Here is a 22,836-nt window from a genome sequence, read left to right on the forward strand (position 1 = left end):
ATTAGAGCTAACGCCAACATTGGCTTGAAAAATCTAGCCTACAATATCCGTCGATATATCTTCTGGGAAACTCAAAAAGAATAACAGAATATTCTCGTTCTAAAACTTCTAAAATAGATGATTTTTCTCAAGAAAATACCTATTAATATAGAAGAATAAAAAAGATGGTTTTCGAGATGTGAAAGACCATTTTATTTTTTTATTTTTAACTCAAATAATGAATTTTTCGAGGTTCCCTATATGAGGTGCATCTCAAATAAGTGCATCTCAAAAATGTAAATTTATCAAATCGAAGTCTCTGCACTGAACTGAACTGAACTGCTATTGGCTTTCACGATCGCTCCACCCATGGACTGAGCGAAGCCGAAGTCCATCCTACCTCAAACTCCTATTTTTATACAATTGAAATGAACCCAAAAACACAAACTTTTTAGGTTCTTATTAGATGGTATGACGTCAAAACCCGAGAAGCTGTGGAGAAAAACTTCATCCCATTAAACAAGTACTATCAAAAAAAGACTGAAACGGCAGCGATCGCGATCGCACAAACAGTATAGATCGAATCACCAATCCCAGAGATCTCAGTTACTCAAGCCTTTGACGCGAATCACCCTAAAAGAGTTCCGAGATTACAGGTTGAGTTGAACGAGATCGCAGAAACTCAAACTCAAAAGTGTCAAGATTTAACTGTAGAGTTCCCGTACCTCTAAATGTCATCCTCGTTTTTACCCTCGCGCCCCGCGCTATCAGATTTCTTTTTTGAAGTTTGGCAATCTGGAACCCTCACCCAAACCCATCGCTATCAATTAAAAGAATTTTTGCTTTATGAAGACCTCAACGAAGCGGACTATGCCCTCCTCGATCGCCTGCTACACGCAATCAAGAGGGGGTGGGTGTCTTGGACGGGCGATCGAAACGGATCTTAAGTTGTACGATCGAGAGAAACAGAACTGTACTCGTCCCGTCTGACTCACGACGAACGAGACTCGAGAACGCCAAGGAAGGAAGGCTGGCGATGTTTAATGCCACTCAGTTACTCATCGACCATTTCGTACCCAAACTTCAAGAGAACTACCACCGAACCTATGGCGGTATGAAAGCGGACTACGCCGAAATTATCGGCTGGGCGGGTGCGATGGCGCTCGAAAACATTGCCAACAGCGACGCTCTCTATCACAACGTCGAACATACCATCTTCGTAACCCTGGTCGGACAGGAAATCCTACGGGGGCGACACATTCGCGACGGGGGAATTTCCTGCGAAGACTGGCTTCACGTGACGATCGCCTTACTATGTCACGATATCGGCTACGTGAAAGGTGTCTGTCGAAAAGACGATGCAGTGCGGCGACTCTACTCGACAGGAATCGACGATACGATGGTATACTTGCCTCCCGGTGCGACGGACGCCGCCTTGACCCCCTACCACGTCGATCGCGGCAAACTCTTTATCGACGAACGTTTCGGCGGCCACCGCCTCATCGACGCTCACGTAATTCGCAGCAGCATCGAACTGACGCGGTTTCCCGTTCCCGCTGGCAAAGATCACAAAGACACCATTAATTTACCGGGGTTGATTCGCGCGGCGGATTTGATCGGACAACTGAGCGATCCCCGTTACCTACAAAAAATCAGCGCCCTCTTCTACGAATTCGAGGAAACGGGAACCAACAAAGCCCTCGGCTACAAAACACCGGGAGACTTGCGAAACGGATATCCTAAGTTCTACTGGAACGGGGTGTATCCCTTTATCAAAAATGCCCTGAAATACCTCGAAGTGACCCAAGAAGGCAAGCAAATCGTCGCGAACCTTTTCAGTAACGTTTTTCGCGTCGAACACGCGACGATTTGATTTTCGTCCCCTAAAGACCCCACCGATCGCCGAATTTCAACCCCAAATCCTCAGAATCGCGATCGCCGATCTTGTCACCGCCCTCGCCCTCCTGTCACACTAGACGTGGTAGAGAAAGTAGGCGAGGCAGTTGCGGACTGACGATCGCGGCGGCGACCCTCAAAGATCGCCCTGACAGAACGTCCGTTCGAGGAAAGTCCGGGCTCCCCAAAGATCGAACCTGCTGGGTAACGCCCAGTGCGTGCGAGCGTGAGGACAGTGCCACAGAAACATACCGCCTTTTACAGTGAACAGCGAACAGTGAACCGCGAACAGTGTTTTTGACTGATGACTGGTGACTGGAGACTGGTGACTGGAAAAGGTAAGGGTGCAAAGGTGCGGTAAGAGCGCACCAGCAGCATCGAGAGGTGCTGGCTCGGTAAACCCCAGGTGGGTGCAAGGTCGAAGAGACGACGGTTGGTCTTTTACCGGTCTCGCTTTTGGAGAACCGCTCGAGGCGTCTGGTAACAGGCGTCCCAGATAGATAACTGCCCTCGATGCCCTTGGTGGCGTCGAGAACAGAACCCGGCTTATGACTGCTTTCTCTACCTCTAATTCTCGACCTTTGAAGCGATCGCCCGTTGGGATCGGTTTGAATTTTCGAGTATTCGGCTTCCGTCCCCCGTCACCTTTCCAAGTCTGTTCGCCAATTTCAATGTCCTCAATCTATCCCCGTCGCTTACAAGCGTTACGTCAGCTAGTTCTTAAGTTCGGCATCGACGATCGCCCCACGTTAAACTGGGACTGTTTGGATATCGCTCTGACCCATCCCACCGCATCCGCCGAACGGAACTACGAACAGTTAGAATTTATCGGCGACGCGGCGATTCGCTTGGCGGCGGCGGAATTCCTCTGGGAAACCTATCCCGAGGTGAAAGTGGGAGATTACGCAGCCGTGCGATCGGTGTTGGTCAGCGATCGCGTTCTGGCCGATATTGCCGAAACCTACGGACTCGATCGCTATTTGGTGATGGCAGGAAGTGCCGCCGCCGACAAATCGGGTTATCGATCGCGCTTGGCCGATGCCTTAGAAGCCGTCTCAGCCGCGTTGTATCTGAGTACGCACACGACAGAACTGATTCGCCCCTGGCTCGACTCCCACTTTAAACCCTTGGCCGAAAAGGTGTTGCGCGATCCGGCACGACACAACTACAAAGCCGCGCTACAAGAATGGACTCAGGGACATCACCGGTTGCTTCCGGAGTACCGGGTCGAAGAGGTGCAACGAGAACATAACAGCGACGATCGGTTTTGCGCTCGAGTGTGGTTGAAAGACCAATGCTTGGGACGAGGAACCGGGCGATCGATCAAAGCGGCCGAACAAGCTGCCGCACGAGAAGCGTTTGTCGCGCTGTCTCGGGGGAACGTGGAAGTCAGCGGCACGGCTGAGACCTCTTAAAGCTCAATATTCCTCTACTTATCGAGAGTTTTCATGGTTGGTATCGTGGTTATCGGCGCGGGACGCTGGGGCAATCATCTGATTCGCAACGTCCTCGAACATCCCGACGCGGAATTGGTGGCGGTGGTCGATCGCGACCCGGAACGCCTCGCAGCTGTGGCGGACAAATATCAGTTAGACGGACGCGTGATTTTGACGACGGGATGGGCCAGTGTCAAGCCTCTCCCACAAGTCCAGGCGGCGATCGTGGCGACTCCCGCCACCGATCACTACGAGACGATTTCGCAAATTCTCGATCGCGGCTGTCACGTCCTGGCCGAAAAACCCCTCACCCTCGACCCCCAAGAGGCGATCGCCCTCTGTCGCCTGGCCGAATCGAAAAATCTGATCCTCTCCGTCGATCATACCTATCTCTTCAATCCCGCCGTCGAACGGGGAGCAGAAGTCGTCAACAGCGGCGCGTTGGGACAACTGCACTACGGATACGCCGCGCGAACCCATTTAGGACCGGTGCGTCGAGACGTGGATGTTTTATGGGACTTGGTGATTCACGACATCGCCATTTTCAACCGTTGGTTGGGAGAGTCGCCGACCCAAGTAAGCGCCACCGGCGAGGTTTGGTTGCAACCGACCGCCGAGGCTGCCCCTAGAGATTTGTTTCCCGAAGGATTGGCCGATGTCGCTTGGGCGACGTTGACCTATCCCAGCGGGTTTCGCGCCCAAATTCACCTCTGCTGGTGCAACCCCGACAAACAGCGACGGTTGGCGGTGACAGGAAGCCAAGGAACTTTGGTATTTGACGAACTCAGCCCGTCGCCGCTGACCCTGTATCGCGGACATCTCGATCGCACGGAAGCCGGGGATTGGAACCCGTCGGCCGTCGAACCCGAAGCGATCGCAACTCCCGCAGCCGAACCGTTGCGTCGCGTGTTTGAAGGCTTTCTCAAAAGCGTGCGATCGCAACAACCCTGCGATCGCTCCTCCGGTTGGGTCGGTGTCGAACTGGTGAAAGTGTTGCGAGGACTGACTGAATCGAGCGGTCAGGGAGGCGATCGCGTGTCGATCGAGTAGGGCGATCGACTCGGACTTTGCGGGATTTACGGAGAACTCGGTGTAAAATTCAAAACAATTCCCCCCGCAGACGCGTTCAGCCCTAAAAAAACCATGAAATTTCGTCTTTCTCTGACCGCGATCGCCCTCTCAGCGGTTCTGTCCCCCCACAGTGCGATCGCGCAATCGGTTCCCGAGAGTGCCGCCGTTTGCACCGACGGCTATCGCCTCAACTTGCGCCAAACCCCTAACGGTCAGATCCTCACCGTTCTCAACGATGGAGATGTCGTCGAACGAGTCGCCCCTCCGGCCGGCCCGTGGCAACCCGTGGCCGCCAACGGCTATCGCGGCTACGTCTGGGGCGATTATCTCTGCGATCGCTCCGCCCCGACCCCGCGTCCTCCCGTCGTCGGGTTTCAACCGGCCATGTGTGCCAACGTCGATAACGCCCGTAACATCCGACATACCGGCGGCTTAAACGTCTATCGCAACTCCAACCCCAACAGCGAAATTATCGGCCGTCTCAACAACGGTTCGGCCGTCTTACTCAGCGGAAACGCGATCGTGGATGCCTCTGGAACCATCTGGCAACCCATCGACGCCCCGTTTGGCGGCTTTATTCGTGCCGGAGAAAACGAGCGGGTGACGAATCTTATCGAGTGTACGCGCTACTATCCTTAAAGTAGACACAACCCTCAAAATTAACGGTGTCAGAACAGCATCGACAGCACTTTCGAGCGCAATTTCCAGCACTCGCTAACAAAACCTATTTCAACTACGGCGGGGAAGGGCCGCTTTCGCAAACTGCCCGCGACGCCATTTTGCAGAGTTACGATCGCCTGCAACAGATGGGGCCGTTTTCCCTGAACGCCAACGTCTGGGTTCAGGAATGCGCCCAGACCTTGCGAGGGGCGATCGCGACCGAGTTAGGGGTCGCCCCGGAAACGGTGGCCGTCACCGAAGATGTCACCGCCGGGTGCAACGTCGCCCTCTGGGGCATCGACTGGAAGCCGGGAGACGCCTTGTTAATGACGGACTGCGAACATCCGGGCGTCATCGCAACGGTGCGAGAACTCCAACACCGCTTTAACATCGAGGTGTCAGTCTGTCCGATTCTGGACACCCTCAACGAAGGCGACCCGGTCGAAGTCATTTCCCGGTATTTGACGCCGAAAACCCGGTTAGTCGTCTTGAGTCACATTTTATGGAACACCGGCCAGGTGTTACCCCTAGCAGACATCGTGACGGCTTGTCGCGGCGTTTCCACCGAAAGCGGACAGCCGATTCGCGTGTTAGCGGACGCCGCCCAGTCGGTGGGGGTGCTTCCGTTGAAGTTGGGGGAAGCGGGGGTAGATTTTTACGCCTTTACGGGACATAAGTGGCTGTGCGGTCCAGAGGGCGTCGGCGGCTTGTACGTGAGTCCCGAGGCGATGGAATCGTTGCGGCCGACGTTTATCGGCTGGCGAGGCGTCGAGGTGGACGGGACGGGACAACCCACGGGATGGAAGCCAGACGCGCGACGCTATGAAATCGCAACTTCGGCGTATCCGTTGTACGCGGGATTGACGGCGGCGATCGAACTGCACCGTCAATGGGGAACTGCGGAAGAGCGGTATCGCCAAATTTGTCGGTCTAGTGCGCGATTGTGGGAAAAACTCAGGGAAATTCCCGGCGTCACCTGTTTGCGGACGAGTCCGCCAGAATCGGGGTTAGTCTCGTTTACCCTGGACTCTGGTACTCATAAAAATTTGGTGGTGTTTTTGGAAGGTCGCAGCATCATGACGCGCACGATTCTCGATCCGAGTTGCGTTCGCGCCTGCGTTCACTATTTGACGTCGGAGGAGGAGAGCGATCGCCTCGTCGAAAGCGTGCGGGAATTTACCGCGCAATCCGGCAATTCGTAATTTCGGGCCTCTCAAACAGCGGTTTCTCCAAACCCTGCTAGAACCTCTCTGTGTCCTCTGTGTCTCTGGGCGTGAAGCCTTTCTGAAACCCAACTTATCAAAAAAGGATAAAGTCCGATCGGATTGGGTCTCAAAACAAATTAGCATCCAACGATTTTCGGGGACTTTTTTTAACAAAAAACACCTCGGCTGGAAACTTAACCGAGGTGTTTTGAATTCATCAGAATTCTTAACTCAAAATCGCTGTTGCCTTAACCGAACGTCTTAAAGAATTGCGGCGTACTGTTCTTTTTCAGGAACGTCCGTGTATTCAGCGACGATTTGACGGAATTCTTCGCCGTCGATGGTTTCTTTTTCCACCAACAAATCGACGAGGCGATCGATAACGGCTCGGTTGTCGCGCATAATCCGACACGCATCGTCATAACACTGTTCGACAATGGTGCGAACCTGAGCGTCGATGCGAGCGGCGATATCTTCAGAGTATTCCGATCGCGTCATCAAATCGCGACCCAAGAACACTTCACCCGATTGGCTTTCGAGAGACATCGGACCGAGATCGGACATTCCGAAGCGCGTCACCATCTGACGAGCCATGTTCGTCACTTGTTGCAGGTCGTTCCCCGCACCCGTGGTCACTTCCGCATCGCCGAAAATGACTTCTTCGGCAGCGCGTCCGCCCAAAGCCCCCGTAATGCGAGCGCGAATCTGAGAGCGAGAAATCAAGGTTTGGTCTTCCGAAGGAACGAACCAGGTCAGACCTCGAGCTTGACCGCGCGGCACCAGCGTCACTTTCTGAACGGGGTCGTGGTCTTTCAGCAGAGTCCCAACGATGGCGTGACCGACTTCGTGATAGCCGATCAGACGTTTGCTTTTGCTATCGACGAGGGGAGTGCCTTCCATCCCGGCCACGACGCGATCGACCGCATCGTCGATTTCCGCCATCGTAATGGCGTCTTTACGGCGGCGAGCGGTGAGAATGGCGGCTTCGTTGAGCAGGTTCGCTAAATCCGCTCCCGTAAATCCAGGGGTGCGACGGGCGATCGCATCGAGGGAGACTTCCGAGGCGAGTTTCTTGTTGCGAGCGTGAACTTCTAAGATCGACAGGCGACCTTTGATGTCGGGAGCGTCGACGGAAACTTGGCGATCGAAGCGTCCCGGTCGTAACAGCGCCGAGTCGAGAACGTCGGGGCGGTTAGTCGCGGCGATGATGATGATGCCGGTGTTACCCTCGAACCCATCCATTTCGGTCAGGAGTTGGTTGAGGGTTTGTTCCCGTTCGTCGTTTCCGCCCCCGATTCCGGCACCACGCTGGCGACCGACGGCGTCGATTTCGTCGATGAAGATGATGCAGGGAGCGTTTTCTTTGGCTTTCTTGAACAGGTCGCGCACGCGAGACGCGCCCACGCCGACGAACATTTCTACGAATTCCGAACCGGAGATGCTGAAGAAGGGAACGCCTGCTTCCCCGGCGATCGCTTTGGCTAATAAGGTTTTACCAGTTCCCGGCTGTCCGATCAGCAACACGCCTTTCGGAATGCGCGCGCCGACAGCAGTAAACCGCTCGGGTTTCTTCAGGAACGTGACGACTTCTTGGAGTTCTTCTTTAGCTTCGTCGACACCCGCTACGTCGTCGAACAGAACGCCCGTTTTCGCTTCCATTTGGAACCGCGCCCGAGACTTCCCAAAGTTCATCGCCTGACCGGGGCCGCCGGGGGCGTTACTCGAGCGACGGAACAGGAAGAACAGCCCCGCAATCAACAGCACGGGGAATACCAGGTTGCCCAACAATCCCCAAATCGCACCGTCGTTTCGGGGCGGGTGGTTGTCTAGGCTGACGTTGGCTTCCCGCAGTCGGGCGATCAGTTGGGGATCGTTGGCGGGTAAATCTACTCGCAGCCGTTGGACGCGGTTGTCGAGATCGCGATCGACGGCTTCGACGATGGCCGTCCGTCCGCCTTCGTAGAGATCGACACCGGTTACGCGACCGGCTTCGAGATAGTCGAGGAAGCGACCGTAACTCATGCGAGTTGCAGCAGCGTTATTTCCGGCCGTGACGGCGGAGGAAGAAAACGCACCTTGCCACAGGAAAAATCCAATGACGAGGATCGGCAACGCCCAGAGTAAAGCGACTCTCCAAGAAAATTTCATATTGCAGCTATCTCCGGTTTCGGCAATGAACGATTATTTTTAAGCAGCTTTGCTAACTCATAATCTTAATCAAATGTAACATATCTTTCTGGTAGGCGTCGAAGTCAGCCTGCGACCCTGTCCTGCGAGTGTTTCGGGCAAGGGGGCGACGAACCCACAAACGTTAACGCGATCGCTTCTCTCCAAAAAAGTAAGAGGTCAGACACCGTAGGGGCTGACCTCTGTGAGATAGAACTAGAAAAACTCTAGACTTCGACAGGAACCTTAGAGTCAGAAGCCGTGAGGCGCTCGTAAGCTTCGCGCATCTTCAGACCGACTAGGAGCTGGAATAAACCCGTTCCGTCGTTAGCACCGGGATATTCTTTGTGCTGTAGCAACAGGTGAGCCAGTTCGCCGTAGTACTTGGTCGACGTTTTGCTCAGATGTCCTTCGACGTAAATCATTTCTTCGAGGTTGTCGAAGCGACCATCGACTTCGAGGACTGAAACGTCGTGACCGTAATAGTTATCCGGCCCGTAGAACAGTTTCAAACCGGGATAAGAGCAGGTCAGTTTGCGGCCGCAAGGCGTCCAGTGAATCGTAGAGCCTTCGTCGAACAGGTAAACCGGCTCGAATCCTTCGATGTCGTTGCGCTGAATCAACTGGACGCGCAGGATCTTGCGTTCTTTGTCGTCTTTAATCAGGTTCGTCGGCAGAATTTGGATGACGACGTCTGCGTGTTGTTTTTGAGGGTCGATGTATTTCTCGAAGTCGGGGCGGCGGGATTCGATCGAGGCCAAAACGTCTTCGTAGGTGTGACCCCGTTCTGCCATATCGCGCTGGATCTTCCAGGCAATTTTCACTTCGTCGCTGATGTCGAGGTAGACGCTGAAGTCGAGCAGGTTCCGAACGCGTTCGTCGTAAATCGGGTGCAGACCTTCAATGACGATGATGTTGTTCGGATCGACTCGTTCTGGGGGATCGAGTTCTCCAGTTTCGTGGTTGTAAATCGGTTTATCGACCGATTTGCCTTCTTTTAAGGCTTTGACTTGCTCGTACATCAAGTCGAAGTTGTTGGCTCTCGGATCGAGAGCGGTCACGCCGGCCGCTTTGCGTCCTTTGCGGTCTAAGCTGTGGTAGTCATCCAAGCAGATGACGGTCATCATTTCTTCACCGAACAAATCGGCAAGTCGGCGTAAAAAGGTGGATTTCCCACAACCGGAGTCCCCGGCAACACCAATAAGAACCACGCGATCTGGCTTCGTGCTCATAAGTTTCCTCTATCGACACGTATGATTGTGTAACATCTCCCCACGCCAAGTCTAAAACGATGGCGTCGAGTTTCTCCTAGAATCGCTCCTAGGATGTCCTGCTTCGGGAGGATGGCAGGCCGCTTTCTCCCTAACAGGTTCCGACGATGTATCTCACCGCCGTTAACCGGATCTCAATTTTTTAGTTCGTTTCCCACAGGTCGCACTGTACGCCAGGCTCAGCCTGTACGTTCGTGTCGATCGGGGAAGGGCGACTCCAGCCTTGGCGATCGAGGCGTTTCCCCATTGCCATGACTACCTTACCAGAGAGGACTACCGCTGCGAACGTCGGTAAGGAGATTACCTGACTTGTTTTGGCGAGTTTCCCACGTTCGAGTACCGACCTCAGACGTGGGGAGGCTTGCTAAGCCAGCTCGCAACTCGTCCTTCGGAAAGCTGGATGCTACTGCGGATGAGATCTTTCCCCGAACCGATCGCCGTGACAGAGGTAGTTAGACTCGAAAAAGCTAGGGCTAAAGCGGTGGCGCTCGCCACAGACATTTCTCGAAACTAGCCTCAACCCAACGCGATCGCCAAACAGGCAGAAGGTCTGCTGCTTGTTTGGGAAGACTAAGGGTGTGTTTTTAAGTATTTAGTACCAGTTGTGCGATAGATTCTACCAAAAGGGGATCGCCCCTACAAGTCTTAGACCGCGAGTCGTACTTCTAGCGATCCCCGGTTCGGGCGATCGAGCAACAAATCTTTGAAGGAGTTGACTCGCGGTTGTGGTAGGGTCGTTGTTTGAGAGGGATCGAAAACGGTTCGCCCTCAACGCTCGCACAAATGGCATCAGTGGGTTGCCGATAGGCACCTTTTCCCTTGCAGATTTATCCCTATGTCTGACCTTCCTTTCACCCTAGATCAGTTACGTATCCTCAAAGCTATTGCATCTGAGGGAAGTTTCAAACGGGCCGCCGATAGCCTGTACGTCTCTCAACCGGCTGTCAGCCTACAAGTTCAAAATCTCGAACGGCAGTTAAACGTACCGCTGTTCGATCGGGGAGGAAGACGGGCGCAACTGACCGAAGCCGGACATCTGTTGCTCAGTTACGGGGAGAAAATTCTCACGCTGTGTCAGGAAACCTGTCGCGCGATCGAAGATCTGCAAAATCTCCAAGGGGGAACGTTAATTGTCGGGGCGTCTCAAACGACGGGAACTTATTTGTTGCCCCGGACGATCGGTGCGTTCCGACAACGCTATCCCGACGTAGCCGTTCAGCTTCACGTGCATTCGACGCGACGCACCTCTTGGAGTGTCGCCAACGGCCAGGTCGATCTGGCCATCGTCGGGGGAGAAGTGCCGACGGACTTACAGGATTCGTTGGAAATCGTGCCGTACGCTGAAGACGAACTGGCGTTGATTTTACCGGCGTTTCACGCGTTGGCTCAGCAGGAGTCGATCGAGAAAGAAGATCTCTACAAGTTGGATTTTATCGCCCTCGATTCTCAATCGACGATTCGCAAGGTCATCGACCAAGTTTTGTCGCGTTGTGGTATCGATACGCGCCGCTTGAAGCTAGAGATGGAACTCAACTCCATCGAGGCGATTAAAAGTGCTGTGCAGTCTGGTTTGGGAGCGGCGTTCGTTTCGGTTTCGGCCATTGAAAAAGAGTTACAAATGGGCGTGTTGCACCGTACGACCATCGACGACGTGGTGGTCAAACGTACCCTCAACGTGATTTACAATCCCAACCGCTATCGCTCGAAAGCGGCCGAAGCCTTTATTACGGAAATTTTACCCCTATTTTCGAGCCAAGAACTCGATCGCAAGCTCGTCGAACCTGCGGTGGCTGAAGAAAGTCTCGAACCGCCCAAAGTTGTCGAGTCGGTCGAAGAAAGTTCGTCTTGAGTTACGACGGTTTGGGAAATCAGAGAACCTCGAACTCGGTGCGATCTGTCGATGCTCCCTCGCTGTCGGTCAAAGAGCCTCCCATCGCCGCCGATATTGCGTTCTGACTGACCGCTGCGTACACCTGTTTCAAGTAATCCCGAACCTGCTCGCTCGTGGCGGCTTGCTTGGCTAAGGAGGTTCCGCCGTTTCCGTTTGAAGAGGGAATCAATCCCAGAATATCTAACACTGTTTCGTCTTGCATCGGCGGACTAACGACCACCAACGAGGAATCTAGCGGCGTGTCGTATTTCCAAAACGTCTCGATTTTAATGGGTTTCTCTTCCGCTTTCTGAGATACTTCTACGGGTGCAGCATCGGCGTTATCTCCAGCACGACGTTCCCGCAAGGCTTCGATAATTTGTGCCTTGGTACGTCCCCGCAATTGAAACAGTAAAAACGGATCTTCAGCAAAGCGATCGCCGAGTAAATGATAGACGGCAATAATATGTTTGCAAGGATTGGCTTTGTCGGGACAAGAACAGCGCGATCGAATTTCTTGTAAACTGAACGGAAACAGCCGCAACCCGTTCGCGGCAAAGACATCTTCGATATTCGTCGGCATTTCTCCGGCTAACAGTTTGGCGGAAAAAATCACCTGTTCTGACAAAGTATTGATAACGAATTCCCAATCTTCGTTGGAAAAGTTATCCAGCCACAGCGAAATATGATAGGGTTCGTCTTCGGTTCCCTGTACGTCGGAGAGAACTTTTTGGTCTTTGAAGTCGATGCTGAGGACGTTGCCTTTTCGGGCGTAGTTTCGACCCCGCTCCAACCGTTTTTTGAAGCGATATTTATCGAGCAAATCGAGCCATTGTTGTACCCACCATTCACGCTCGGAGTTCACTTCAGAAAGGTTGTAAATCATTGAATTTAATAAACAAAACAACATTTGCTGTAGGGACAAAAGGCAGTTCGTCCCTACAATTTTCGGTATTAACGACTCAACAGAAATCGCGAAAACGCCACAACAACAAAGTTTTTAAACCTCATCTTCTTCCACGATCGCACTGCGATCGAGTAACAGTAAATTCCGCAAGCGATCGGTGTCGAGTTCCGTCAGCCAGGATTCCCCAGACCCCACCACCTGTTCCGCTAAGGCTTGCTTACTTTCAATGATGTCGTGGATTTTCTCTTCCAACGTTCCCGTACTGACGAACTTGTGAACTTGAACGTTTTGAGTTTGTCCGATGCGAAACACCCGGTCGGTGGCTTGATTCTCAACCGCCGGATTCCACCAGCGATCGACATGGAAAACATGGTTCGCCCGCGTTAAATTCAACCCCGTTCCTCCCGCTTTTAACGAAAGAATAAAAACCGGCGGTCCTTGGGGGTCGTGTTGGAATCGATCGACCATTGCTTCCCGTTGCGCTTTGCGCGTCGCCCCGTACAAATACAGCACTTCGCGCCCCAAGCGTTTTTCCAAATGGGCTTTTAACACTTTTCCCCATTCGGCGAATTGCGTGAAAATCAACGCACGATCGCCCTCCGCGATCGATTCCTCGAGAAGTTCCTCCAACCGCTGCACCTTTCCCGAACCCCCCGTCATGCGATCGAGAATTGTGGCTTTGTTCTTGCGGTTCTTCAACCCCAACAACTCGGGATGGTTGCAAACTTGCTTCAGTTGCGTCAGCAATCCCAACACCAAGCCGCGACGTTGCAACCCTTCGGAAGACTCGATTTTCGCCATCGACTCCTCCACCAATTCTTGATACCGTCGCGCCTGTTGCGCCGTCAGCGAACAGAACACCGTGGTTTCCTGCTTTTCCGGTAAATCCTGAATGATGTCCTTATCGGTTTTCAAACGGCGCAAAATAAACGGTTGAACCAGCGATCGCAACGTTTGCAGCGAGTCCGTATCCCCATACCGTTCGATGGGAATCGCAAACCGCCGCTTGAAAAACGTCGGCGTTCCCAAATACCCCGGATTCAGGAAATCTAAAATCGACCACAACTCCGACAAACGGTTTTCTACCGGCGTCCCCGTCAGCGCAACCCGAAACTGAGTTTCCAACTGACGCACCGCCTTCGACTGCTTCGCGTCGGGGTTCTTCACGTTTTGCGCCTCGTCGAGAACCACCACCCGCCAGTCGATTTTCTGTAAATCCTTCAAATCCCGATGTACCAAAGCGTAACTGGTGATGACGAGATGTTTCTGTTTCACCGTTTTCAGGAAACTTTGACCCTTGGGACGTTTGTCGCCGTGGTGGACGAACACCGACAGCGAGGGGCCGAATTTCTTCACCTCCCGTTCCCAGTTCCCCAACACCGAGGTCGGACATATTAATAAAGTAGGCGCGTCGAGATCGTCGCGTTCCTGCAAATGTTGCAAAAAGGCGATGGTTTGAATAGTTTTCCCCAACCCCATATCATCGGCCAAACAAGCCCCCAAGCCCCAGCGTTCCAAGAACGCCAGCCAACCCACGCCTCGGGCTTGGTAGGGGCGCAATTCCCCTTTGAACTTCTGCGGGGCGTCGAGGGGTTCCAGGCGGCGTTTCCCGGCGATGGTATCCATCAAGGCTTGGAGATGGCCGCTGGCTTCAAAGCGGACGACGGGGAGTTTCCCGAGGGTTTGGGTGTCGCCTCCCGTTCCGATGCGAAGGGCGTCTTCGAGAGAGAGGGATAAGTCGTCTTGGCGTTCGTCGAAAAACTCGTTAGCAGCTTTTACGTCCGCCATGCGGAGTTCCACCCATTCGCCATCGATTTCGACGAGGGGACTTCCCAACGTGAGGAGGCGATCGAATTCCGCTTTAGACAGGGTTTTACCACCGAGACTCAGTTGCCATTGGAAATCCAGCAACCCTTTCAATCCCAATTTTGCCCGTTTCTTGGGCGGTTCGGCGCGAACCACCAATCCCAACCGTCCCGATAAACCTTCGACGTTTTCCAAATTCGGCGGTAACACTACCCCCAAGCCGTTTTCTTGCAATCGCCAGCGGGTACTTTTGAGGAATTCGTAAGCCTGAATCGGATCGAGATCGCATCCTTTAGGGCGAGGGGTTTGTAAGGCGGCTTCGAGGGTGGGATAGAGGCGCGAGGCGAGTCCCAACCCGCTTAACAGGGTTTCTTGGGGGCGATCGATTTCCCGTCCACGCACGGCGAGGCGATCGACGGCATGATTCCATATCGTATCGGCAGAGACGAGAAATTCCGGATCGTCCGCCGCTTGCAGGTAAAAATCCAACCGCCAATCTTTACCGTTTTCCGCCGGGGGGTGCAGTCGAAACGCCGTCCGAAACTGGTTTTCCCCGGACAAAGCCGAACTCACCGGGGCTATCCAGGTATTCAAGGCGGTGGCTAGGGGTTCGGCTTGTTTGAGTCCCAAATTCACGCGGGGCGAAGGGCGACTCAAAGATTCCAGCCAATCTTTCACGGGAGAATTGAGAGGCGGTAGCGGTACGTTGCCTGTATGTTGCCGAACTTGGGTGTCGGTGAAGGTTTCGAGGAAACGGCGCAATAGGGTTTGGGGACTCGGCGGAACTCCCGTTTCCGCGTCGGGATAGGCGCGACAGCTTCCCGGCATTTGTTTGGCGAAACGGTGGAAGCGATCGGTATCGGTGGCACTGTCGAGGAGGGGTTGCCAGAGGCTTTCGAGGGAACCGTCTGGGCGAACCACCAAGCCGGGGAGGAATTTACCTCGGGCTAGTAAATCCAGCGTCCACCGCGCTACGTGAGACCAAAATTGTAAATCTGCCCCGACAAAGGATTCGGTTTCCGTCAGTTGTCCCAAGGGCAGGCTGTGGAGGAGTTCCACCGCTTGGGCGGGTTCGAGGCTGAATCCTTCGACGCGCCAGGGATGTAAGGTGAGTTCGCCGTCGGGGGTGGCGGCGGAATGTTGAGGAACGCGATCGCCCCCTTTGCGGGTTTCGCTGGGAAGCAGCAGGATTTGAGAGGCGGGCTGAAACGTCTCTGTTACCGCCAGTTGATGAGTGTTACTCAGGCGATCGAGCAAGTCTTGCAGTTCCCGGCCGTTGAGGGCGAAGGGGTTGTCTGCGATGTCCTCGTCCGAGGACACGGAAGTCTCTAACCGACGCCAAGTTTCGCCCCAGAGAAAGAAACAAGATTCGCGATCGCGCCAACTGCCGTGTAAGATTGCCATGCTCGATATTCAGGGTGAAACGAAACTTAGCTCTCGAGTTCGGCGAGTCCGAGACGATACCATCTGCGGCACGATTCCGGGCGGCGTCTGCGGTGGTCTCGCGTCACATCTCTCGCTTGAAGGGGGGCGATCGATGTCGAGAGTTTTGAAAAATTGGATGTTGAAAAAGCCGTTGTTAAAAAGACTCAGTGCGATCGCGCTTTCGCTCGAAACCCTTGAAACGCATCAGAAGCATCGAGAGCGATCGAACCGTCGGCCGCATACCCTTCCCATTGTATAACATTCGACCGAAAAAATCTGACGCACAGCATCTCAACGCAAGCTCAACAGGCGTTGCTTGCCTGACATCGCCAAAAATCGCGTGTAAGATGTTAGCGACAACGACAGATATCCTGAAAACTGTTCGAGACTGCGATTTGTGAGAATACAGCTCAGCTTCTCCTCAAGCTTTCTGTCTCTACATGAGGAGATGGGGAGACGAGGGGCGGTGTGCTTCTGTCAGAGAAGAATCAAGCGTGTAGCGTGAAGAGTTAATCAGAATTCCCACGCTACCCCCTTCCCTTTGCACTCTACACCGATCGACATGCCCTCTAAGCATTGTCAACTATCAACTGTCTCCACTGCTTCGCGGCTCGCTGCTCACTGTTCACTGAAAAAGGGTTGTCGCCATGAAAGCGATTACGGTCGTCAGTACGACATCTCAAGCCGGAAAATCAGTACTCACGACCGCGATTTGTCGCATTCTCGCTCGTCGAGGCATTCGCGTCGCGCCCTTTAAAGGTGTCACCCTTAGTTCGCAGTCTTATTTGACAGAAATTGGTGGTGAAATGGGGTACGCCCAAGCCCTGCAAGCCTGGGCGGCCGGAATTTCTCCCGCCGTGGAAATGAATCCGATTTTACTCAAACCCAAAGGCGACAACTCCTTCAAACCCTTCGTAAAAGGAAAAGGAGGCGGCACGATCTCTGTTACTGACTTTTGCAGTTGGGCGGAAAACGACGGTTGGGCTGTGGTGCGCGACTGTCTCGACCAACTGACGGCGGAGTTCGACGCCCTCGTCTGTGAAGGAGGCGGGAGCGTGGCCGACGTTCACCTCAAACGGTGCGACCTGTCAAACTTTCGCGTCGCCCGTTACCTCAACTCACCCACGCTGTTGGTGGTCGATATCGAGCGGGGGGGCGCTCTGGCTCAAGTGTTGGGAACGTTAGACCTCCTCGAATCCTTCGATCGGGCGTTGGTACGCGGTATTGTCATCAATAAGTGGCAAGGATCGCGGGTATTGCTTCAGCCGGGTCTCGATTGGTTAGAACAGCGGACGGGGCTTCCGGTGTTGGGCGTGATTCCCTCGAGCGAGGTGGCGCGATCGAACCGCGAGACGTTGAACCCCCTCGAACGCCACAGTCATCGGGGACACAACGACGTTACGTTGAAGGTGGTGCGGTTGCCCCGCATGACGAATTTTTCGGATTTCGACCCCCTCGAAGCCGAGCCGAGCGTACAAGTCAAATACGTTTCGCCCAAGCAGTCTATCGGCTATCCTGACGCGGTCGTTTTACCGGGAACGCGATCGACGATCGCCGATTTACTGGTTTTGCAAGAAACGGGAATGGCTGAAGAACTTAAGGATTACGTCTCGGCCGGTGGCACGATTTTAGGGATGGCTGGCGGGTTTCAGATGCTCGGTCAGACTATCGCCGACCCGGAAGGAATTGAGGGAGTCGAAGGACGATACAAGGGTTTGGGCTTAGTGCCGATGAAAACGGTGATTACTACCAACAAAATCGCCCGCCAGCGATCGGTGACGTCAGCGTATCCTCAACGGGGACTTCACGTCGTCGGTTACGAAATTCATCGCGGTCGCACTCAGATGTCCGATGGAGAGGAGTTTCAGCCGCTGTTCGACGATGAAAGTTTGGGAGTCGTCGATAAGTATCAGTCGATTTGGGGAACTTACCTCCACGGTTTGTTCGATAGCGGCCCCTGGCGGCGAGCTTGGTTAAATCGCCTGCGTCAGCAACGGGGTCTTAAGGCATTGCCGACGGGCATTCCCAACTATCGCGAGCAACGGGAAACACTCCTTGAGGATTTGGCGGAGTTAGTTCACGAAAACCTCGATCTCACGCAGATTTTGCAGTAATGAGGGAACGGGGGAACAGGGAACAGGGAACGGGGAACGGGAGAACAGGGAACGGGGAAGTAGTAGAGACAGTTGACAGTTTCTCCCCCTCTCCCCCTCTTCTCCTCTCCCCCTTTTCTCCTCTCCCCCTCTCCCCCTCTTCCCCTCACGTCAACCACAGAAGCGACGACAGAATCGCCAGACTTGCCAAGAGAGCGACCCAGACGAAGCGGTTGTCTTGGGTGTTGATTTGGCTGGGGTCAATGGGTTGGGGAGCGGGAAGAGGACGGGGTTTGCGTTTGAGGGGGCGACTCGAACCTTTGCGATCGCTGCGGATGCTTTCTTCGAGATTGCTTAAATCGGGAATGTTGACGTTCCACTCCGGACGCATCGCCAAACGGGGCGCTTCGAGAATTGCCAACAGACGGCGACTTTGTTGGCGGGTGGTGAGGTGGGGATGTCGCGATAGCTTGCGACATAGACTGACCGCCGATTTGAGATCGCCGACGGCTTGATGGGCCGTGACGAGCCAAATTTGGATTTCGCCGCCGAGGGGCGTGCCGCGATCGACTAAGACGCAGGCGTTTTCGAGCAAGGAGACGGCCTCGCGATACTGGCCTCGCTCGAAAATCTCTTTGGCGGTTTCGTAACGGATGCGGGCGAGTTCGGTGCGATCGGGGGTACTCACAACAAAACGGTAATAGAACTGGAGTCGAAATCGCGCGATCGTCGATTCGAGCAGGATCTGTCCTCAATTTTATCGGTCTTGTGGGAGCGGGGGGAGTCGTCGCGATCGCGCCAACGAGTAACGAATTGTTAGAAACGCGATCGCAGTTGTCAAGACCTTCGACAAGAAACGTTACAAAAATCTAGAGGTGAGGCGATCGTCTGAGAAGCGGAATTTTTTTCGATTTTATGGGGAAAACGATCGGGTCTAGCTGCTATTGTGCTAAAGGGGTTGTCCCAGTTGTCGCATTAGTTCCCAAGTCAGGCGAATTCCAAACGAGCATATGACCAGATTGCGTTATTGGATGGCTGTGAGTATTATCGCGGCGCTCTCTCTTCACGCGTCGAGAGCGATCGCGTCGATGAAAACTCCGGCTAAACCCGCTCAGATAAAGAGCGAAGAGATCGCCGAGGACTCCTCCGTCACGGCGCAAGTGCCACCAGAAAAAAAGCGACCGCGACAAACGCTTGATGGAATAGGCGTTCCTTCTGAGATAGCCCCCTCGAGCGAGCGTTCCGAACCCGAACCCTCTGCGACCCCAGCACCGAAACCTGAAGACAGCACGGGGATACCCAACCCCCCCGACAGCGACATTACGGACGTAGAACTTCCCGAAATTCCCTCGATTCCTCAACCGTCGGGGGTCACGACGATTCCAGAAGGAGAACCACCGCCGCCGTATCTCGATCCCCATCCTAACCTTCTACGCTTTCCCACAGAAGACGAGGAAGTCGAGCTGTTGGGAATTCAACCGATTACTCTCGACCAGGCGATCGAGTTGGCCGTTCGCAACAATCTCGACTTACAAGAATCTCGTTTGGCTCTCGAAGCCAGTCGCGCTAACCTGCGGGAAGTCAAAGGAACGCTGTTTCCGCAGTTAGATTTATCGAGTAACGTGACCTGGAACGACTCGGCCAGTTCGCGCATTAGCATCGAACGTCAGGAGGAGATTCAAGGGGTGATTTCGCCACTACAGACCGATTCGACATCGGTGACGTGGGACAACCAACTCCAACTCAGTTACGACGTGTACACCTTCGGACGTAGAGCCGGACAAATCGGCGCTGCTCGCGGCCAGGTACGGGTCAACGAATTGGAGCTAGAGCGTCAACTCGAAGATATCCGTTTGGACGTTAGCGAAGCCTATTACAACGTTCAACAGTCGGATATGGACGTAAGGATCGCGCGATCGGCTGTGGAAAACTCCCAGCAAAGTTTGGAAGACGCCCAAGCCCTTGAAGAAGCAGGCGTTGGAACTCAGTTCGACGTGCTGCGAGCTGAGGTACAGCTAGCCAACGACCAGCAGCAACTGACTCAGGCCCTGAGCGACCAACAGGTAGCGCGACGGACTTTGGCGCAGGTTCTCAATGTCCCGCAGTCGGTGAACGTGGCGGCCGCCGACCCAGTAGACTTAGAAGGGATTTGGGAAATGACCTTAGAAGAAAGTATCGTTAGAGCTTTGCACAACCGGGCCGAACTCGAGCAGCAACTCGTCCAGCGGGAAATTAGCGACGATCGCCGACGGGTGGCGTTGGCGCAAACGCTGCCCCAGTTCTCGATCTTTGGCAGTATGCAACTGCTCGACGTGTCTGAGGACGATGTGGGCGGACTGACCGATGGCTACGCCGTCGGCGCTCAGATGCAATGGCGCTTGTTTAACGGAGGGGCGAGTTATGCAGCGGCCCGTCAGGAGGAACTCAATCGCGAAACGGCGGAAGTTCGATTTTCAAACTTGCGTAACCAGATTCGCCTGCAAGTCGAACAGGCTTACTACGAGTTAGAGGCGCGGTTGCAAAACGTGCAGACCTCCAACACGGCGTTGACGCTGGCTGAGGAAAGTTTGGATCTGGCACGGTTGCGTTTTAGAGCGGGTGTGGGAACCCAGACGGACGTGATTCAGGCTCAAGACGATTTGACACAGGCGCAGGGAAACCTCATCGATGCGATTATCGGGTACAACCGGGCGTTGGCTCAGATTCGACGGGCGGTCAGTAACTATCCGTTCTCGGACGAAATCGACGTATTGCTCCCGTCTGAGTAACAGTCTGGAAATTCACCCAAGTTAGGCTCGAACCGCTCGATCGCTGTATCGTTCGTCGATGCGACGGGCGGTTGTTCTTTACATTTTTTTACGTTTTATCGTAAAGATTGTTAACATAAATCTCAAAGAACCCTAGCAATTTCAAGCAGCAACGGAGAAGCAATATGGCTGATATTAAGTTTGTCAACGAAGATCTCGAAGTCGTCGCGGCAGACGGGGCAAACTTAAGAACTAAAGCCCTGGAGAACAAAGTCGATATTTACAAAACCTGGGGCAAGCTGACGAACTGTGGCGGTTACGGCCAGTGCGGAACCTGCATCGTCGAAGTCGTCGAGGGGATGGAAAATCTCTCGCCACCAACGGAAGCTGAAAAGCGGAAATTGCGTAAAAAACCGGACACCTATCGTCTGGCTTGTCAAGTCATCGTCAACGGCCCCGTGAGTGTAAAAACAAAGCCGTGATATTCTAAAGAAGCTAAAATTTCGAGCTTCGCGAGAGGGCTTTTCTATGCAAGTTAACGATCTCGGTTTTGTGGCCAGCTTATTGTTCGTGCTAGTGCCAACCGTCTTTCTGTTAATTCTGTATATTCAGACCCAAAGTCGCGAAGGAAGAGACACTTAAATTCGTGGCACTTCCCGAGCGGTTGGCTGAAAAACCCGGCTTCGTTGTGAGGCCGGGTTTTTCAGTGGTTTTAGGGAACTGGCGATCGCGAGTTATTCACCGACCGTCCGCGCTAAGAGAACCGGACAGTTGGCGTAAACGCGAACGTAATCTGATAGGGACTGACCCAAGAGGCGATCGAGGTCGGGTAAGCCTTTGGCGATCGTCGGTCGGCGATCGGGCGATCCCAACACCAGCAAGTCAATGTTTTCATCTTCGACGAGACGGCAGATTTCCGCTCCGGCTTTCCCTGCGGCCGTCAGACAGCGAGCGTTGATGCCCAAGTTACGGGCTTTCTGAATCGCCTCAGCTAAGATCGCATCTTGTTCTGGAGGGATGCTCGTGTCGGGGGGGTTGACGTGAGCGAGTACGAGTTGCACGTCTTTGAGGTCTTTAGCCCAGGATAACGCCAACTCTAACGACTGTTTGGAGGCGTCGGAGGGGTCTAGGGCGACCATCATTCGTTTGAGGCGTTTGACGTACACGTCATCCTTCACCAGCAGCATCGGGCGATCGGCAAGTTGGAACACGTACTGACTCACCGAGTTTTCCAGAATCGACACCAGGCGACCGAGTCCGCGCGATCCCATGATAATCAAATCGGCGTTGGATTCTTTTGCCGTATCGCAAACAATGGTTTTCGGATCGCCCTGTTTGAGAAGGGGCGTCACTTTGCTCGGATCGACCTTCAGGGATTTAACGGCTTCGGCGAGAATTTTGCCGCCTTCTTCCAGTTTTTCCGAAACTGCATCGGCCGTGATTTGAGGTGGGACGACGTGCAAGACCGTAATCGACGCTCGTTGGATTTCGGGAATCTCCATCAACTGGTTGAGCATCTCTTCGCACAGGCCCCGTCCGGCGACGGCAACAAGAATGTTTTCAATCATCGGTTTACTATGGTCGTGACGACATTTGGCGAGGTCTTGCCGTGAAATTCGGTTGCCTCAAAAATTTCTATCGAACTATAAAATTAAGCATAAGCCCCATGCATAACGCAAAATTTGTAGAAATGTAGCGTTTTGAAACGTTTTGTGATGAGCGATCCCCGAGATAAATCGAGTACGGCAATTCAAAATCAGGTGCTGACCGGCGAAGAGGTTTGGTTTGAGTACCCCGTGCGAGCCTATCCCCACCATACGGACTACGGCGGCGTTGTCTGGCACGGAACCTATATCACTTGGATGGAAGAAGCCCGCGTCGAGTGTTTTAAATCCATCGGTCTCGATTACGCCGATTTGGTGGCGTTGGGCTGTGAGTTGTTAGTGGTCGAGCTATCGACGCGCTACCACCGAGCTATGCCGATGGGCGCGACTGGCATCGTGAAAACCCGCATGAACACTGGAAACGGCGTTCGCCTGAACTGGGACTATCAAATCGTGTCGGACGATCGCACAGAGATCTATCTATCAGCGCAAGTCACGCTCGTTGCAGTCGATCGCGAAAAAGGTAAAATTATGCGCCGCCTCCCGCCGATCGTCTCTGAGGCGATCGATCGCTTGGAGATGATGAGGTGATTTCAGTCGCCAGCCTTTTACAGTGAGCAGGGAACAGGGAACAGGGAACAGGGAACAGGGAACAGGGAACAGTCAGCAGTTTCTCCCTCTCTCCCCCTCTCCCTCTCTC

The 22,836-nt window shown here is 53.8% G+C and carries 20 protein-coding genes and 1 other RNA gene; 14 read left to right on the forward strand and 7 right to left on the reverse strand.

Annotated elements, in window-relative coordinates:
- Nucleotides 1-710 precede the first annotated feature (710 nt).
- From POG22_RS12145 to POG22_RS12175, 7 genes are all read left to right on the forward strand, one after another.
- Nucleotides 711-926: a hypothetical protein gene (locus POG22_RS12145; protein WP_498905502.1), complete on the forward strand. Its 216-nt coding sequence runs from the start codon at nt 711-713 to the stop codon at nt 924-926.
- Nucleotides 927-1,015: 89 nt separating this feature from the next.
- A complete protein-coding gene (locus POG22_RS12150) occupies nt 1,016-1,852 on the forward strand; it encodes an Npun_R2479 family HD domain-containing metalloprotein (RefSeq protein ID WP_498905504.1) in 837 nt (278 codons plus the stop codon).
- Between the two features lie 114 nt (nt 1,853-1,966).
- An RNA gene (gene rnpB / locus POG22_RS12155) (RNase P RNA component class A) lies at nt 1,967-2,438 on the forward strand.
- 108 nt (nt 2,439-2,546) lie between these two features.
- Entirely contained in the window at nt 2,547-3,290 is a 744-nt protein-coding gene (gene rnc, locus POG22_RS12160) for a ribonuclease III (protein WP_498905506.1), read from the forward strand.
- A gap of 33 nt (nt 3,291-3,323) precedes the next feature.
- Nucleotides 3,324-4,361, forward strand: a complete 1,038-nt coding sequence (locus tag POG22_RS12165; RefSeq protein ID WP_498905508.1) for a Gfo/Idh/MocA family protein — start codon at nt 3,324-3,326, stop codon at nt 4,359-4,361.
- Between the two features lie 93 nt (nt 4,362-4,454).
- A complete protein-coding gene (locus POG22_RS12170) occupies nt 4,455-5,021 on the forward strand; it encodes an SH3 domain-containing protein (protein WP_017662492.1) in 567 nt (188 codons plus the stop codon).
- 26 nt (nt 5,022-5,047) lie between these two features.
- Nucleotides 5,048-6,244, forward strand: coding sequence for an aminotransferase class V-fold PLP-dependent enzyme (locus POG22_RS12175; RefSeq protein ID WP_063717458.1), 1,197 nt, complete (start codon nt 5,048-5,050; stop codon nt 6,242-6,244).
- 264 nt (nt 6,245-6,508) lie between these two features.
- Here the strand turns inward: POG22_RS12175 and ftsH2 are convergent, their stop codons facing one another.
- The 3 genes from ftsH2 to POG22_RS12190 form a co-directional block, all read right to left on the reverse strand.
- Nucleotides 6,509-8,395 (reverse strand): ATP-dependent zinc metalloprotease FtsH2, encoded by a 1,887-nt coding sequence (gene ftsH2, locus POG22_RS12180; RefSeq protein ID WP_017662490.1) that lies wholly within the window; start codon nt 8,393-8,395, stop codon nt 6,509-6,511.
- 245 nt (nt 8,396-8,640) lie between these two features.
- Nucleotides 8,641-9,645 carry a phosphoribulokinase gene (locus POG22_RS12185; protein WP_017662489.1) on the reverse strand — a complete coding sequence of 335 codons (1,005 nt, stop codon included), beginning with the start codon at nt 9,643-9,645 and terminating at the stop codon, nt 8,641-8,643.
- 384 nt (nt 9,646-10,029) lie between these two features.
- Nucleotides 10,030-10,185, reverse strand: a complete 156-nt coding sequence (locus POG22_RS12190; RefSeq protein ID WP_498905509.1) for a hypothetical protein — start codon at nt 10,183-10,185, stop codon at nt 10,030-10,032.
- Nucleotides 10,186-10,519: 334 nt separating this feature from the next.
- Here POG22_RS12190 and POG22_RS12195 point away from each other — a divergent pair, with 334 nt between their 5' ends.
- Nucleotides 10,520-11,533, forward strand: a complete 1,014-nt coding sequence (locus POG22_RS12195) for a LysR family transcriptional regulator (protein ID WP_063717457.1) — start codon at nt 10,520-10,522, stop codon at nt 11,531-11,533.
- Between the two features lie 19 nt (nt 11,534-11,552).
- Here the strand turns inward: POG22_RS12195 and POG22_RS12200 are convergent, their stop codons facing one another.
- Nucleotides 11,553-12,440, reverse strand: coding sequence for an SWIM zinc finger family protein (locus tag POG22_RS12200; protein WP_498905511.1), 888 nt, complete (start codon nt 12,438-12,440; stop codon nt 11,553-11,555).
- A gap of 114 nt (nt 12,441-12,554) precedes the next feature.
- Nucleotides 12,555-15,671, reverse strand: a complete 3,117-nt coding sequence (locus POG22_RS12205; protein ID WP_063717455.1) for a sll1366 family intein-prone helicase — start codon at nt 15,669-15,671, stop codon at nt 12,555-12,557.
- Between POG22_RS12205 and POG22_RS12210 the strand changes: the two genes are divergently transcribed.
- On the forward strand, nt 15,670-15,951 hold the full coding sequence (locus POG22_RS12210; protein ID WP_498905512.1) for a hypothetical protein: 282 nt from the start codon (nt 15,670-15,672) through the stop codon (nt 15,949-15,951). The genes POG22_RS12205 and POG22_RS12210 overlap by 2 nt on opposite strands.
- Nucleotides 15,952-16,339: 388 nt before the next feature.
- Nucleotides 16,340-17,806: a cobyric acid synthase gene (locus POG22_RS12215; protein ID WP_063717454.1), complete on the forward strand. Its 1,467-nt coding sequence runs from the start codon at nt 16,340-16,342 to the stop codon at nt 17,804-17,806.
- A gap of 145 nt (nt 17,807-17,951) precedes the next feature.
- On the opposite strand, the gene POG22_RS12220 is transcribed toward POG22_RS12215, so the two are convergent.
- Nucleotides 17,952-18,473 carry a hypothetical protein gene (locus tag POG22_RS12220; RefSeq protein ID WP_498905514.1) on the reverse strand — a complete coding sequence of 174 codons (522 nt, stop codon included), beginning with the start codon at nt 18,471-18,473 and terminating at the stop codon, nt 17,952-17,954.
- A 322-nt stretch (nt 18,474-18,795) separates the two neighbouring features.
- Here POG22_RS12220 and POG22_RS12225 point away from each other — a divergent pair, with 322 nt between their 5' ends.
- From POG22_RS12225 to psbM, 3 genes are all read left to right on the forward strand, one after another.
- Nucleotides 18,796-20,553 (forward strand): TolC family protein, encoded by a 1,758-nt coding sequence (locus tag POG22_RS12225; protein ID WP_498905516.1) that lies wholly within the window; start codon nt 18,796-18,798, stop codon nt 20,551-20,553.
- A gap of 164 nt (nt 20,554-20,717) precedes the next feature.
- Nucleotides 20,718-21,014 (forward strand): 2Fe-2S iron-sulfur cluster-binding protein, encoded by a 297-nt coding sequence (locus tag POG22_RS12230; protein WP_017662478.1) that lies wholly within the window; start codon nt 20,718-20,720, stop codon nt 21,012-21,014.
- A gap of 46 nt (nt 21,015-21,060) precedes the next feature.
- The gene (psbM, locus tag POG22_RS12235) at nt 21,061-21,174 is read left to right on the forward strand and encodes a photosystem II reaction center protein PsbM (protein ID WP_017662477.1); all 114 of its coding nucleotides are present in this window, start codon (nt 21,061-21,063) and stop codon (nt 21,172-21,174) included.
- Between the two features lie 92 nt (nt 21,175-21,266).
- On the opposite strand, the gene POG22_RS12240 is transcribed toward psbM, so the two are convergent.
- Nucleotides 21,267-22,100, reverse strand: coding sequence for a universal stress protein (locus POG22_RS12240; RefSeq protein ID WP_063717859.1), 834 nt, complete (start codon nt 22,098-22,100; stop codon nt 21,267-21,269).
- A 147-nt stretch (nt 22,101-22,247) separates the two neighbouring features.
- Between POG22_RS12240 and POG22_RS12245 the strand changes: the two genes are divergently transcribed.
- On the forward strand, nt 22,248-22,727 hold the full coding sequence (locus POG22_RS12245) for an acyl-CoA thioesterase (protein WP_017662475.1): 480 nt from the start codon (nt 22,248-22,250) through the stop codon (nt 22,725-22,727).
- Nucleotides 22,728-22,836: the final 109 nt, after the last annotated feature.

It is taken from the genome of Geitlerinema sp. CS-897, assembly GCF_028368005.1.
GTDB lineage: Bacteria > Cyanobacteriota > Cyanobacteriia > Cyanobacteriales > Geitlerinemataceae > Baaleninema > Baaleninema simplex.